The following is a 13494-nucleotide window of genomic DNA, read 5'->3' as shown; positions in this document are numbered from 1 at the left end:
CCATGTCTCGTTCATTGCGCTTTCTGAAGGCTCCTCTATGGAGCCTTGCGCTGTTTACCGGTGCCAAGTCATTCGCCGCCAATCCTGTCATCGGTCATGAGGGACTGAATCGTCGTGGACTGCATGTCTGGCGGGTAAAGGCAGCGTCTCGAGTCATGCGCTGGCGAATGGCCATGCTCAGCCGTGGTGTGCCCAGGGATGAGCGTGAGGCTTACCTGCGTGAGGGGTATCTGTGCAAACAGGATTTCCTGTCGCCGGAAGTATTCGCTCAACTAAAGGTGGAGCTTGAGCGCGTGCATGAGCACGGCCCTGGCGAGGTGCGGGAATGCTGCCAGGGTGATACCCGCACCCATCGTGTCCTGCTGGACCCGGAGACCCTGAGCGAGCTGCCGGTAGCTCGGCAGGTGCTGTCGGACACGCGGTTGAGGCGCTTGTTGCGATTCTGTGCAGGACACCGTCGTCTGCCCATCGTGCATCTCGAGAAGGTCTTCAATGGCGCCAGAGAGAGTGATGAGGACGACCCGCAGAAGTCGCTGCACGTGGATACCTTCCAGCCGACCATGAAGTTCTGGCTGTATCTGGAGGATGTCAGCGAGCGCAACGGGCCCTTCATGTTCGTGCCGCAGTCCACCCAGCTGAACCAGGGGCGCCTGGACTGGGAATATCACATGAGCCTGACGGCGCGTGGTCATGCCAATCGTTATACCCAGCGTGGGTCATTCCGGGTCGAGGAGGGCGCATTGGCCCGCTTCGGGCTCAATCCCCCCACCTTGTTCAAGGTGCCTGCCAACACGCTGTTGATCGCCGATACCTTCGGCATGCATGGGCGTGGCCCCGCCGAGGCGGGCAGCTCGCGTCTGGCGCTGTGGGGGATGAGCCGCACCACGCCTTTCCTGCCGTTGCCGGGGCTGGGGGGGGAATGGCTCAATCGCCTGCAGTACCGTGTTCTCAAGGCAGAGCGTGCGAGGGATGACAGGCGTGCCGCAGCACGCGGCGTCGAGTCGTCCTGGCATGTTGTGTCACGTGACTCCTCGCGTGCGCAGGACCCGTTCTGATGTCGGCTGAAGCTTCATCCTTGGCAGGCGTGCGGTGGATCGTTCTCAGTGATGGTGCTCGACCCACCGAGGACATCTACTTTCTTGAGTCGGCTGCACCAGCACTTCGCCAGCAGGGGGCTTTCGTCGAGCGTTTCGACACACGCCGCTACCACCTGCCGACGCGATGGGCTTTACGGCGCTTGTCAGGTGCCAATCTGTTGATCGTGCGCTCTCTGGGTGAGCGCTGGGTGCATCTGCTCGAACGGCATCGTGAACGTTTCGGGCGTATCATCTATCTGATCGACGATGATCTTGGTGCCGTGACCCGTACCAATGGCTTGCCTGCCGCCTATGTGGCGCGTTTGAGCGGTCTGGCGATGCGACAGCCCGCGTTGCTTGCGCTCGCGGATGAGGTGGTGGCCTGTTGTGAGGCGCTGGTGGAGCAGCTTGGGCGAGAGCACGCCAATGTCTCGCTGCTGACACCGCCAATGCTGGCGTCAGCAACGAAGCCGGCCGATTTCACTCAGCCTGACTGGATCATCGGCTATCACGGTACGCGTGCGCATCGTGATGACATCGCACACCTGGCACCCGCACTCACGTCGGTGATGGAGTCGCATCCCCGGGTACGCCTCGAAATTATGATGGGACGGCATGTGCCGGATGCTCTTGCCGGCATTGACCGGCTGGAAGCGCCAGAGGCTTTGCCGTGGAAGGCCTTCCAGCATTATCAGGCAACACGGTGTATCCAGATCGGCCTGGCTCCGTTGCTCGAGACTCCCTTCAATCGCGGCAAGTCATGGATCAAGTTTCTCGATATCTCGGCAATGGGTGGCGTCGGTATCTACAGCCGCAGAGCACCTTATACCGAGATAGTCGAGCACGGCGTCGATGGCTTGCTGGTGGATGATGATCCTGCTGACTGGCAGGCGGCACTCGAACGGTTGTTGGGAGATCGACAGGCAACCGAGATAATGTCAAAGCGGGCATTGCAGAAAGCCCGAGATATTGGCGCTGTACGGAAGTGTACGAACTTCTGGCGTTCGCGATGATTTCAGCGAGATGACTCCAACCCACAAGGCCCGCAGCTAACCCTGCGGGCCTTGTCGTTTCCGGGTCTGGAGCCTTTCAATCCGTCACTGCCAGCGGCGATTTGTCGTCCAACGCAGTTAACACGTTGATTACATCCGCTACATGCCAGCAAAATTTGAGTGGTGTGATGCCCAGAAATCATTAAGCTCAAAGTAAGCGTCCCAGAGTCAGTGTGTGCTCTCGCTCGCGCTTGTTTGGCGGTAACGCCGAACGTGCCGGGACCATGAATGCCTCGAGTAAAGGAGACTGACATGACCGCCTTCCCGACCACTCCTCGTTGGATCGTACTCAGTGATGAAGCCCAGGCGCTGGAAGATATCTACTTCTTTCTGCCTGCCATGGCCGCGTTGCGCAAGGAAGGCACACGTGTCGAGCGTTTTGAAACCCGCCGCTGGAAGTTCTCGCCCAAGCTTGCCCAGGCACGCCTCACCGGCGCCTGCCTGCTGATCGCGCGAAGCCTGGGGCGAGAATGGATCGAGATGCTGGAAGCACACCGTGAGCAGCACGGTCGTATCTGCTACCTCGTCGATCATCTGTATTCGCCTGAGCCCTTGGCAGCGGAGCAGGGCACCTCCACCTCTGAAGCAGGCGCTGAGTCTGAAGCGGCTCAGTTGCAGCAGCGCTTGTTCGCGCTGGCGGATGAGGTCGTCGTGGTCAGCGAGCAGCTGGAGGCCGCTCTGGCGAGTCTGCGTCCCAAAGTCAGCCTGTTGACGCCGCCACTGACCGGCAAGCTGCCGGATCTGCATCATCTCGAGCAGAGCGACTGGTGCATCGGCTTTCACGGCACTCTGGCGCATCGTGAGGACATCCTCACATTGGCCCCCGTGCTTCGCGATATCCAGACGCGGCATTCGGACAGTGAGGTGGAACTGATGATGGGTCGCCACCTGCCGCTGGCGCTCAGCGATATTTCCCGCCTCAAGACGATGGAGGCCGTCAGTTGGGAGGCCTTTCAGGATTATTGCTCGCGGCGTCGGATCGCCATCGGCTTGGCGCCCTTGATGGAAAACTCCGATAACCGTGCTGCTTCCTGGCTGCGATTTCTCGACATCACCCGCATGGGCGGGGTGGGTATCTACAGTCGCCGGGCGCCCTATGCCGATCTGATCGAGGATGGCGTCGACGGCCTGTTGGTCGGGGATGATCCAACAGAGTGGACAGCCGCCCTCGAGCGCCTGCTGGGCGACCGTGACGCAACGCGTGCCATGGCGCACAACGCGCAACATAAAGCCCATGAAGTAGGTGACCCGCTGCGGGTGCTGGATTTCTGGCGCGCGCGTTCGACGGTGGCGCGCCCACGCTAGAGTCGTTTTGTGGTCTGCTTCAGATAGCCGAAACGAAATAGCCCAGACGAGAAAGCCGAAACGAGATGGTCTGATCGAAATCGCCCGACCCAATCACTGTTTGCTCAAGCGCCGCGCCCCTCAGGGCGCGGCGCTTTGTTATGATCTAGCCACCTGATTCGTTCTGAGTCATTTGTCCTGTTGAAAGGAGTGCTGCATGGCCACCCCCGAGTTACCCGATGACTTGCCTGGCGAAGCGGCGCGCTCGTCGCAGAAGGGTGTCGAGGTGGCGCACAGCCAGCGTCTCGCGAGCCCAGCGGTCGCCCGCAATCGTGACGTGATTCTTGATGTCCTGCGGGATGTGCTGGCACAGCGGCGTCAGGTGCTGGAACTGGCCAGTGGCAGCGGCGAGCACGCGGTACATTTCGCCCACGGGCTCCCCCATCTGGAGTGGCAGCCCAGCGATGCCAGCCCGCGTGCGCTGGAATCCATCGCGGACTGGCGCGCCGAGGCCGCCTTGCCCAACCTCAAGGCGCCGATCCCGCTGGATGTGCAGGCCGAGTGGCCTGAGGTGGCTTGCGATGCGCTGGTGGCGATCAATCTGATCCATATCTCACCATGGCGGGTCACCTCCGAGTTGATGGCACGGGCAGGGCGACTCCTCCCGGTGGGCGGCGTGCTGTATCTCTACGGCCCTTACAAGCGAGAAGGTCAGCACACGGCACCCAGCAACGAAGGCTTCGATATCCAGCTCAAGAGCCGCAACCCACTATGGGGCGTGCGCGATCTGGAAGCCGTGATCGAGGAAGCGAAGCGTAACGGCCTGACGCTCGACAGGGTGGTCGAGATGCCGGCCAACAATCTGAGTGTGGTCTTTCGGCGTTAGCGTTAGCGGTCAGTGGGCCGTCAGAGAGGGTGAGTACACCTCATGTGACCCACTCACTACGACATGCCCCGTCCTGTCGCCAGGTCGGGGCATTGTCGTGTATGGGCGAGGAAAATGCGGTTCTAAGGAAGTGCGCAAGCGCTTGAATCTCCAGCTCAGCTTCAATAAGGGCCGCTATCTTTCTCTCTATGTAAGTATTTATGCTGCCAATCTGACTGACATCAAACGGGGAATATTACAGACCTTCTGCTGCGCGGCGAATGCTATCGGAAATCCCGCTTGCGTAAATTGCATGCAACGGGGAGACGTTAGCGGAAGCGATCGCACCGGCCTGGCAGGTGATTCAGCGGGCAGAGTCGAGGAAGGTGGCGTTTACCGGGGCTGACGACTCCAGGCGAATGCTTCACAAAAGGTCGCATATCAAGCCAGCCCGACGTCAGTGACTCATGCGTCGGGCGTCTCGTTACCGTCGTCTTCCTCGAGCGAGCCTTCTACTAGAGGGTATGAGAAAGGTTGCGGGTCGTGAGTGGCAGACCTTGCGTCACTTTCCATGGTAAAGGGCAGGAGGGCTAACAACAGGACCGCCGCGAACAGAGAGAACAATGAATCGAAGTGTTTCATGCGCATACCCCTCTAGACCGTGAGTGTGTCTACAGAGCCTATGCCGCCCGAGGCGTGATTGCCTTTCGATAATCTCGATATGGGCTAGTGGCGCAGCCGATGTCATCCCCCTTTCAGGCGTAGTGGTCGAGGTGTCAGCGAACGTCGGGTTCCCGCTCGGTATCATTCCAGTCGATCACGTGGCTGATGATCTTCCAGCCGGCCTTGCGTGCCGCCTTCTCGGCATGGATGCGCGCTTCCATTCGCGAAATGCTGTCGGTCTGCACCGTGAAGGGCACTTCCAATGCCAATCGCTTCTGCTTGACGCCAAGCGTTACCCGCAGTCCCTTGAGGGGAGTGGTGGTCTCTCTGGCGCGTGGTGCTTCAGGACGCGCACGAGTAGCGGACGCTCGGGAGGTTGAGCTGGCGGCTCTGTTGGTACTGCGCACGAACTTGTCGAGTTCGCGTTTCATGCTTTCTTCGAATTGGTCGACTGACATGTCACTCATCTGGGTAACCCCGTTTGATCAAAGGAATTCACATCTGAAGCAGCAGGGAGTCAACACACATAGGTGGTGATGACTTGCGAGATTTCGGTAAGGCGTGTCTTGCCGGTAAATTCAAATCTCACCGTACCGAGTGCCGAGAAATAGATCGTGAGCTCTGAATCAAGATCAAAGGTGCCGGAGGTTTCGATGGAATAGGTTTCAATCTTCTTGTACGGGAGGGAGGTGAAGTCTTTCTTGCTGCCCGTCAATCCTTGTACATTGACAGCGATAATACGCTTGTTGGTAAACACGACCCCGTCACGCATTGATTTATAGGCTGAAATGATTTCTTCGCCATCGATCATCAGGTCATTGACGCGCTCGGCATATTCATCGTTCTGTTTGAGTTTAAAAAAGCCTTTATTATTGAAATCTATCATTGTGTTACCTTGTGATTCGATAGTGCTGCCATCTGGGGATACTTCGATAACGCATGAGCAGAGGCCATCCCTCGGCCTCTGACGGGACATGCGGTTTTTTCAGTATCACGACTAGAATAATCCATCCCGCACCAACGGAGTAGCCCCGTGCCCTGACACCAGAGCTCCGAGGCGATCAAGAGTGCTGCATGGCAGTGCAAGAAGGGAGAACGTCGGAATGCACACCTGCCGCTCTGGTCAGCATGAAGCTAGCCGCTCGATCTCGTAGGCCATCTTCCTTCACTTGCCCTTCACTCAGACGGCCAGACCTCCTCGAGACTTTGCAGGGCAGCTTCGACACAGGGTTCGTGTTGCTTGTCGTGACGCCATACCACACTCAAGGCGCAGGGCAGGCGGGTGTCTGGCACGATATTGAGGCCACGTTCCTGGCGCTCGGCCAGCGCCAGTACATCGCGGGCCAATGTCAGCCCGACGCCGGCGCGTACCAGGTCCAGCATGCAGACTTCCTGATCCACCTGCGCGACGCGATGGGGAATGCACTGACTGTCGCGCATGGCATGCGCCAGCAGGCGTGAGTGGACAGAATTCTCAGGCGTCACGATCCACGGCAGGGCGGCCAGGGAGGGCCAATCAGTCTCGGTCAGGCGCGATGACCAACCGGTGGGGGCGAGAATGAAATAGTCGAAGAATGCCAGTTCGCGATAACAGAGTGAGTCATCGCGCGGGCCTTCTCCGGGTGGTGCGAGGTAGAAGCCGATTTCCAGCGCATTCTGGCGCAGCGCCTTGAGGACGCAGCCGCTCATGCCGTGGTGGAGTTCCGTCTCCAGATTGGGTGCACGCTCCAGAAGATGGCGCAGCAAGCTGCCCAGACGGATGAACTCCGGGTCGACGATGGTGCCGATACGCAGCTTGCCGCGTACTGTGCTGTGCAGTGCCGCGGCGGCCTGCTCGAAGCCACGTGCGCTGGCCAGGGTCTTCTCGGCACTGGGCAGCAAGGCCTGGCCATCGGCCGTCAACAACAGGCCATGGGGGTGACGCTCGAACAGGCTCAATCCCAGGCCTTCCTGCAATTGCTTGAGCTTGAGGCTGATCGCGGGCTGGGTGAGGTGCAACGCCTGCGCCGCTCGCGACACGCTACCGGTGCGCGCCACGGTGACAAAGGCATTGAGTCGGGACAGATCCTGCATCAGTGACATCCATGTGTTTGGCATTTTCCGGCCGGCGAGAGACGTGCTGCTGGCCCTGCATGACGCATTGTGGTCTGAATGCGTTCGCTGTCACCTATTGGCCATTGGTCGCGGTAAGCCGTCATCACTCGGGACAGGCCTTGAGATCGAAGCGCCTACCGCTGTCGGAATCCCTCCATTCTTTCTTGTTATAACTGATTGATTCTCAATGTTTAACTGCTTCTCCGGTTCTCAAGGAAAGCCGAGAAGTTTCTGAGCGCAATCGGATATCAGCAATCGTTATATCTCACCCAAGAATTACTCAATTGCACCCTGCGCGTGGCGGCGTAATTTCATGAACACCTGCTGATGGCATGTCCTCGTTCGTCGTTGACCAGGCGAACGTCATTGACCAGGCGAAGGACCTTCAGCGCCAGACATGTGCATGACACAGACTTATTCCTATAAAACACCGCCAGCGGAGATCAGCACCATGACGACAGCAGCCCACGCTATCCAGCATTTCATCAACGGCCAGGTGACCCGAGGCGATTCCAGCGCCACTCAGGATGTCTTCAATCCGGCCACCGGCAAGGTGACCGGTCAGGTCGCGCTGGCACGCAACAGTGATGTCGATGCCGCCGTGGCTGCTGCCGACGCCGCCTTCGCGGCCTGGGCCGACACGCCGCCGATTCGCCGCGCTCGAGTGATGTTCAAGTTCCTCGCGCTGCTCAACGAGCACAAGGATGCGCTGGCGGAGGCGGTCACCCGCGAGCACGGCAAGGTGTTCACCGACGCCCAAGGCGAAGTGGCACGCGGCATCGATATCGTCGAATTCGCCTGCGGTATTCCGCAGTTGCTCAAGGGGGATTTCACCGATCAGGTCAGCACCGGCATCGACAACTGGACGATGCGCCAGCCGCTGGGCGTCGTCGCCGGCATCACGCCGTTCAACTTCCCGGTGATGGTACCGATGTGGATGTTCCCGGTCGCCATCGCGGCAGGCAACAGCTTCGTGCTCAAGCCGAGCCCGCTGGACCCCAGCGCCTCGCTGATGATGGCGGACCTCCTCAAGCAGGCGGGCCTGCCGGATGGCGTCTTCAACGTGGTGCAGGGCGACAAGGGTGCCGTCGAGGCGCTGATCGATCATCCCAAGGTACGTGCACTGTCCTTCGTGGGCTCGACCCCGATCGCCAACCTGATCTATGAGCGCGGCGCACGCCACGGCAAGCGCATCCAGGCGCTGGGTGGCGCCAAGAATCACATGGTGGTGATGCCGGACGCCAACCTCGACAAGGCGGTGGATGCCTTGATCGGCGCGGCCTACGGCTCCGCCGGCGAGCGCTGCATGGCCATCAGCGTGGCGGTGATGGTGGGCGATGTGGCGGACACCCTGGTGCCGCGTCTGGCCGAGCGTGCCCGCGAGCTCAAGATCAAGGATGGCATGAATCTGGACGCCGAGATGGGCCCGATCGTCACCCGTCAGGCGCATGAGCGTATTTGCGGGTATATCGAGAAAGGCGTCGCGGAAGGGGCCGAGATGATCGTCGACGGGCGTGAGTTCACCGGCAACGACATCGGCGGCGACAGCACTGAAGGCTTCTGGATGGGCGGCACGCTGTTCGATCACGTCACCCCGGACATGACGATCTACAAGGAAGAGATCTTCGGCCCGGTGCTGGCCTGTGTCCGCGTGCCGGACGTCGCGACCGCCATCCAGCTGATCAATGACCACGAATTCGGCAACGGCGTGAGCTGCTTCACCGAGAGCGGCAGTGTCGCGCGTGAATTCGGGCGGCGCATCCAAGTCGGCATGGTCGGCATCAACGTGCCGATTCCGGTCCCGATGGCCTGGCACGGCTTCGGCGGCTGGAAGAGCTCCCTGTTCGGGGATACCCACGCCTACGGTGAAGAGGGGGTGCGCTTCTATACCAAGCAGAAGTCCATCATGCAGCGCTGGTCGGATTCCATCGATGCCGGTGCCGAATTCGCCATGCCGACGGCCAAGTAAGTCGCTCGCGACTGCGGTCATCTGCACTGTCGCCATCTGCATCGTAGTCATCTGCATTCTGGTTACCTACCAGCATACGCCAGCTGTCTGGAGAGGGACGCGCCATGTCAGACAACAAGAACAATCAGCATCGACCCCCGGGGGGCGAGCAGGACGCTCGCCCCGCCAAACCGGGAGACGATCTGTCGGAATTCGATTTCATCATCGTGGGGGCCGGTTCCGCCGGCTGCCTGATGGCCAATCGCCTCAGCGCCAATCCTGATCACCGCGTGCTGCTCATCGAGGCGGGTGGGCGGGACAACTATCACTGGATCCACATTCCGGTGGGCTACCTGTACTGCATCAACAATCCGCGCACCGACTGGCTGTACCGCACCGAGCCGGACAAGGGGCTCAACGGACGTTCGCTGATCTATCCGCGCGGCAAGACGCTGGGGGGATGTTCCAGCATCAACGGCATGATCTACATGCGCGGTCAGGCGCGGGATTATGACCACTGGGCCGAGGTGACCGGCGACAGCGAGTGGCGCTGGGAGCAATGTCTGCCGGCCTTCATGCGCCATGAGGATCACGCGCGCCTCGACGAGGGCGGGGATGCCGGCCCCGAGCATCGCCAGTTCCATGGTCACGGTGGCGAATGGCGAGTCGAGCGGCAGCGCCTCAACTGGGAGGTGCTGGACGATTTCGCCAGTGCCGCCGAACAGGCCGGCATCCCGCGCACCGAGGACTTCAATCGTGGCAGCACCGAAGGGGTGGCCTATTTCGAGGTCAATCAGCGTTCCGGCTGGCGCTGGAATACGGCCAAGGCCTTTCTGCGTCCGGCACTCAAGCGCGGCAACCTGACGCTGTGGCACTCCACCCAGGTCAATCGTCTGCTGTTCGCGGGCGGCGAGCAGGGCGCAGGGGATGGCACAGGAGCTGGCACAGGAGCTGGCACAGGGGCGGACGCAGTGAAGGACGCCTCCAGTCTGCGCTGCACCGGGCTGCAGGTGGTGCGTGATGGCAAGCTCATCAACCTCACGGCGAAGCGTGAGGTCGTGCTGTGTGCCGGCGCCATCGGCTCGCCGCATCTGCTGCAGGTCTCGGGGGTCGGGCCCAAGGCATTGCTGGAGCAACATGGCGTCGAGGTGGTGAAGGACCTGCCCGGCGTCGGCGAGAATCTGCAGGACCACCTGCAGATCCGCTCGGTCTACAAGGTCACCAATGCCAAGACCTTGAACGCCATGGCCAGCACGCTGCTGGGCAAGATGGGCATCGGCATGCAGTACCTGTTCAAGCGTTCCGGGCCGATGAGCATGGCGCCATCGCAATTGGGAGCCTTCACGCGCAGCAGCGAGGACTACGCCCACCCCAATATCCAGTATCACGTCCAGCCGCTGAGTCTCGAGGCCTTCGGGCAGCCCTTGCATCCCTTCCCGGCGATCACCGCGAGTGTCTGCAATCTCAACCCCACCAGCCGTGGCTCGGTGCGTCTGCAGAGCGCCGACCCGCGCCAGGCCCCGGCGATCGCACCCAACTACCTGAGTACGCCGGAGGACCGCAAGGTCGCCGCCGATTCACTGCGGGTCACGCGGCGCATTGCCGAACAACCCGCCTTTGCGCGCTACAAGCCCGAAGAGATCAAGCCAGGTGTCAAGTATCAGAGCGACGAAGAGCTCGCCAGGCTCGCCGGTGATATCGGCACCACCATCTTCCATCCAGTCGGCACTACGCGCATGGGGCGGGCGGATGACCCGCTGGCGGTGGTCGACAGCCGCCTGCGGGTGCGCGGTATCCACGGCTTGCGGGTGGCAGATGCCGGCATCATGCCGACCATCGTCAGCGGCAATACCAACTCGCCGACCCTGATGATCGCAGAGAAGGCCGCTGGCTGGATTCTGGAGTCAGCTGTCGGAGGAGACTGATACGAGGCCCTTCATGTCCCCAATGCGTCAGCCAGTGCTGATCGCTCAAGGCCGACTTGTTTGACCCTGAGTTGGCAGGGGGCAGCTTCCGGCGCATGAGAAGTGCTCAAGCGCTGAGCGTCTTGTGACATGAGGTGAACGTTGAGGTTTCTGCTCATGAGAGTGGCGCATCGGCTGGCATGACCCTCGTGATGCCAGGGGCGTAGAGACTGCCGCGTCAGGTGCTGGTTTCTGCGTGACAGTCTTTGCTCATGAGCGTTTGAGACCCACAGGCCGCCGACCTTGACGTGTCGGCGGCCTGTTCACGTCTGGCGGAAACTTGGTCGAGAAGGGCGCGAAGAAGGCATGAGGCGAGCGCAGAAGAAATGAAAGTGCAACGCTATAATCATGAATGGAATTCATGTTTGCATGAGAAAATACCGTGTCGCGATTCATGCTTCCTGCGGTTGCCGGGAAAGTATAATGCGCGTGGAATAAAAAAATGTATAATACCGCGCTCTTTTCATTACGAAAAATTATTGAATACAGCGAACTGCCCGAGCAAGAGCGACGTCTCGCCCCTCTTGCTCGGGCTTTCTCACTAAGGTGGTAGTCGTGCAAGAAGCAGTTCCCCCCGCCAGTGATGGCGATCATCTGGACCCGCGTGTCTTCATCCCCGCCGTATTGGTCATCCTGGCCTTCATCGGCCCGGTCATCCTGTTCCCGGAGGCCAGCACCGCGCTGATCAATGCCGCTTTCTCCTTCGCCACCGGCAAGTTCGGCTGGCTGTATCTGGTGGCCGGCCTGAGCGTCGTCGGCTTCCTCATCTGGCTGGCCTTCAGCCGCTACGGCAACGTCCGTCTGGGCGGGGCAGAGGACACGCCCGATTTCTCCTACTTCAGCTGGGTGGCGATGATCTTCACCTGCGGGATGGGGATCGCGATCGTCAACTGGGCGTGGGTCGAGCCGATCTACTACTACACCTCGCCGGCCTACCACGTGGCGGCCAAGAGTCGTGAGGCTGCGGAGTGGGCGCTGGCCTTCGGTCAGTTCCACTGGGGGCTCACGCCGTGGGCTTTCTACTGCCTGCCGGGCCTGCCGATCGCCTACTCCATGTACGTCAAGAAACGTGATGGCGTGCGTCTTTCCGTCGCCTCGCGCGGTGTACTGGGCCGTCATGCGGATGGTGCCTGGGGCGTGTTGCTGGATTCCATCGTCGTGTTCGGGATCGTCGGCGGCGTCGGCACCTCGCTGGGGCTGGCGGTACCGCTGGTCTCGCAGCTGGTCAGTGGCATCCTCGGCATGGAGGCCAACTTCGGGCTGGAAGTCGCGGTGCTGTGCATCTGGACGGCGATGTTCTCGGCCAGTGTCTGGTTCGGCCTGGCCAAGGGCATCAAGATTCTCTCCGACGTCAACGTGATCCTGGCGATCTTCCTGCTGGCCTTCACCTTCATCGTCGGTGACTCGCAGTTCATGGTCGAAGGTTTCGTCAACAGCCTCGGCAAGACCCTGGGCAACTTCATCCCGATGAGCCTGTGGACCGACCCGGCGGGAGATTCCACCTTCTGGAAGGACTGGACCGTCTTCTACTGGGCCTGGTGGATCGCCTACGCGCCGATGGTGGGGCTGTTCGTGGCGCGTATCTCACGCGGTCGTACCATCCGTGAGCTGATCATCGCCGAGCTGGTGTTCGGTTCGCTGGGCACCTGGGTGTTCTTCGCGGTGTGGGGCGGTTACGCGCTGGATCTGCAGATCAGTGGCGCGCTGGACATCAAGGCGCTGTTGGATAGTGGCGGTATCCCGCTGGCGGTGGAAGGTATCCTGCAGACCCTACCGTACGCCAAGCTGGTCACGGTAGCCTTCATCCTGCTGTGCTTCATCTTCCTGGCAACCACGCTGGACAGCTCGGCCTACGTGCTGGCTTCGGTGACCTCACGCAAGCTGTCCGGGTATCAGGAACCCAAGCGCTCGTTCCGTTTGATCTGGGCCTTCCTTATCGCGGCCGTCGGCGTTGCGCTGATCCAGTTGGGAGGCCTGCAGACGGTGCAGACCTCGACCATCGTGGTGGCGCTGCCGATGATCCCGGTGATGCTGATTCTGGCGCTCTCGATGCTGCGCTGGCTCAAGAATGACTTCCCCAAGGAAGAGCTGAATCCGGTGCTGGTCATCGATGACATGCCGGCCTTCCAGCGCAAGCCGAAGAAGACGAATCGTCAGGCGTAACCGCGGGATGCGCTGATAGATACGTCGCAAGACTTCACGACAACGGCTCCTCACTCACGGCTCCTCAACATGAGGGGCCGTTGTCGTTTCTGGCCTATGGACATGCCTGACAAGGCGTCGGCAGCGAAGGACAACGCGGAAAGTGGGGGAGTGGGCTCACGGTGGGCCTGCGTCCGTGCGGATGGATGGTGGTTGAGGGGCAGCATCGAGTGTGTCGAGCCGCGCGGATTGGATGACAGGACGCAACAATCCTGGCCTGAACGTCTGGCCCTCAGGTCTTGAGTTGGCGGTCTCCCGCTGGGCGATCGATGATGGGGGAGTTTGCATCTGACCTGAAAACCGCAACAGAGAGACCCCTGTATGCATGAACATGCAGAAAGACCTG

The 13494-nt window shown here is 60.7% G+C and carries 10 protein-coding genes; 7 read left to right on the top strand and 3 right to left on the bottom strand.

Annotated features, from left to right (window positions below):
• Positions 1–2: 2 nt before the first annotated feature.
• The 4 genes from F8A90_RS10880 (at position 3) to F8A90_RS10865 (ending at position 4298) form a co-directional block, all read left to right on the top strand.
• Positions 3–1055: a phytanoyl-CoA dioxygenase family protein gene (locus tag F8A90_RS10880; protein ID WP_200017150.1), complete on the top strand. Its 1053-nt coding sequence runs from the start codon at positions 3–5 to the stop codon at positions 1053–1055.
• Positions 1055–2089: a glycosyltransferase gene (locus F8A90_RS10875; RefSeq protein ID WP_200017149.1), complete on the top strand. Its 1035-nt coding sequence runs from the start codon at positions 1055–1057 to the stop codon at positions 2087–2089. Before F8A90_RS10880 ends, F8A90_RS10875 begins: the two co-directional genes overlap by 1 nt.
• 291 nt (positions 2090–2380) lie before the next feature.
• Complete coding sequence (locus F8A90_RS10870) at positions 2381–3433, top strand: glycosyltransferase family protein (RefSeq protein WP_200017148.1); 1053 nt, start codon at positions 2381–2383, stop codon at positions 3431–3433.
• 196 nt (positions 3434–3629) lie between these two features.
• Positions 3630–4298, top strand: a complete 669-nt coding sequence (locus F8A90_RS10865; protein ID WP_200017147.1) for a DUF938 domain-containing protein — start codon at positions 3630–3632, stop codon at positions 4296–4298.
• Positions 4299–5053: 755 nt separating this feature from the next.
• On the opposite strand, the gene F8A90_RS10860 is transcribed toward F8A90_RS10865, so the two are convergent.
• The 3 genes from F8A90_RS10860 to F8A90_RS10850 all read right to left on the bottom strand — a co-directional run bounded on the left by F8A90_RS10860 (position 5054) and on the right by F8A90_RS10850 (position 7013).
• A complete protein-coding gene (locus F8A90_RS10860; protein ID WP_200017146.1) occupies positions 5054–5371 on the bottom strand; it encodes a hypothetical protein in 318 nt (105 codons plus the stop codon).
• 86 nt (positions 5372–5457) lie between these two features.
• A complete protein-coding gene (locus tag F8A90_RS10855) occupies positions 5458–5826 on the bottom strand; it encodes a PH domain-containing protein (RefSeq protein ID WP_200017145.1) in 369 nt (122 codons plus the stop codon).
• Between the two features lie 290 nt (positions 5827–6116).
• Positions 6117–7013, bottom strand: a complete 897-nt coding sequence (locus tag F8A90_RS10850; protein ID WP_200017144.1) for a LysR family transcriptional regulator — start codon at positions 7011–7013, stop codon at positions 6117–6119.
• A 472-nt stretch (positions 7014–7485) separates the two neighbouring features.
• Between F8A90_RS10850 and F8A90_RS10845 the strand changes: the two genes are divergently transcribed.
• The 3 genes from F8A90_RS10845 to F8A90_RS10835 all read left to right on the top strand — a co-directional run bounded on the left by F8A90_RS10845 (position 7486) and on the right by F8A90_RS10835 (position 13109).
• Entirely contained in the window at positions 7486–9003 is a 1518-nt protein-coding gene (locus F8A90_RS10845; protein WP_200017143.1) for a CoA-acylating methylmalonate-semialdehyde dehydrogenase, read from the top strand.
• A 233-nt stretch (positions 9004–9236) separates the two neighbouring features.
• On the top strand, positions 9237–10907 hold the full coding sequence (locus tag F8A90_RS10840; RefSeq protein WP_233593651.1) for a GMC family oxidoreductase N-terminal domain-containing protein: 1671 nt from the start codon (positions 9237–9239) through the stop codon (positions 10905–10907).
• 594 nt (positions 10908–11501) lie between these two features.
• Positions 11502–13109, top strand: coding sequence for a BCCT family transporter (locus F8A90_RS10835; RefSeq protein WP_191237274.1), 1608 nt, complete (start codon positions 11502–11504; stop codon positions 13107–13109).
• The last annotated feature ends 385 nt before the right edge of the window (positions 13110–13494 follow it).

It is taken from the genome of Cobetia sp. cqz5-12, assembly GCF_016495405.1.
GTDB lineage: Bacteria > Pseudomonadota > Gammaproteobacteria > Pseudomonadales > Halomonadaceae > Cobetia.
Note: the sequence above shows the minus strand (reverse complement) of the source record. Positions and strands in the feature narration are given on the sequence as shown.

Bases quoted from the DNA above. Each gene is read 5' to 3' on its own strand.
- F8A90_RS10860 (WP_200017146.1), bottom strand. From the start codon at position 5,371: ATGAAACGCGAACTCGACAAGTTCGTGCGCAGTACCAACAGAGCCGCC.
- F8A90_RS10870 (WP_200017148.1), top strand. From the start codon at position 2,381: ATGACCGCCTTCCCGACCACTCCTCGTTGGATCGTACTCAGTGATGAA.
- F8A90_RS10880 (WP_200017150.1), top strand. From the start codon at position 3: ATGTCTCGTTCATTGCGCTTTCTGAAGGCTCCTCTATGGAGCCTTGCG.
- F8A90_RS10845 (WP_200017143.1), top strand. From the start codon at position 7,486: ATGACGACAGCAGCCCACGCTATCCAGCATTTCATCAACGGCCAGGTG.
- F8A90_RS10865 (WP_200017147.1), top strand. From the start codon at position 3,630: ATGGCCACCCCCGAGTTACCCGATGACTTGCCTGGCGAAGCGGCGCGC.
- F8A90_RS10840 (WP_233593651.1), top strand. From the start codon at position 9,237: ATGGCCAATCGCCTCAGCGCCAATCCTGATCACCGCGTGCTGCTCATC.
- F8A90_RS10875 (WP_200017149.1), top strand. From the start codon at position 1,055: ATGTCGGCTGAAGCTTCATCCTTGGCAGGCGTGCGGTGGATCGTTCTC.
- F8A90_RS10850 (WP_200017144.1), bottom strand. From the start codon at position 7,013: ATGCAGGATCTGTCCCGACTCAATGCCTTTGTCACCGTGGCGCGCACC.
- F8A90_RS10855 (WP_200017145.1), bottom strand. From the start codon at position 5,826: ATGATAGATTTCAATAATAAAGGCTTTTTTAAACTCAAACAGAACGAT.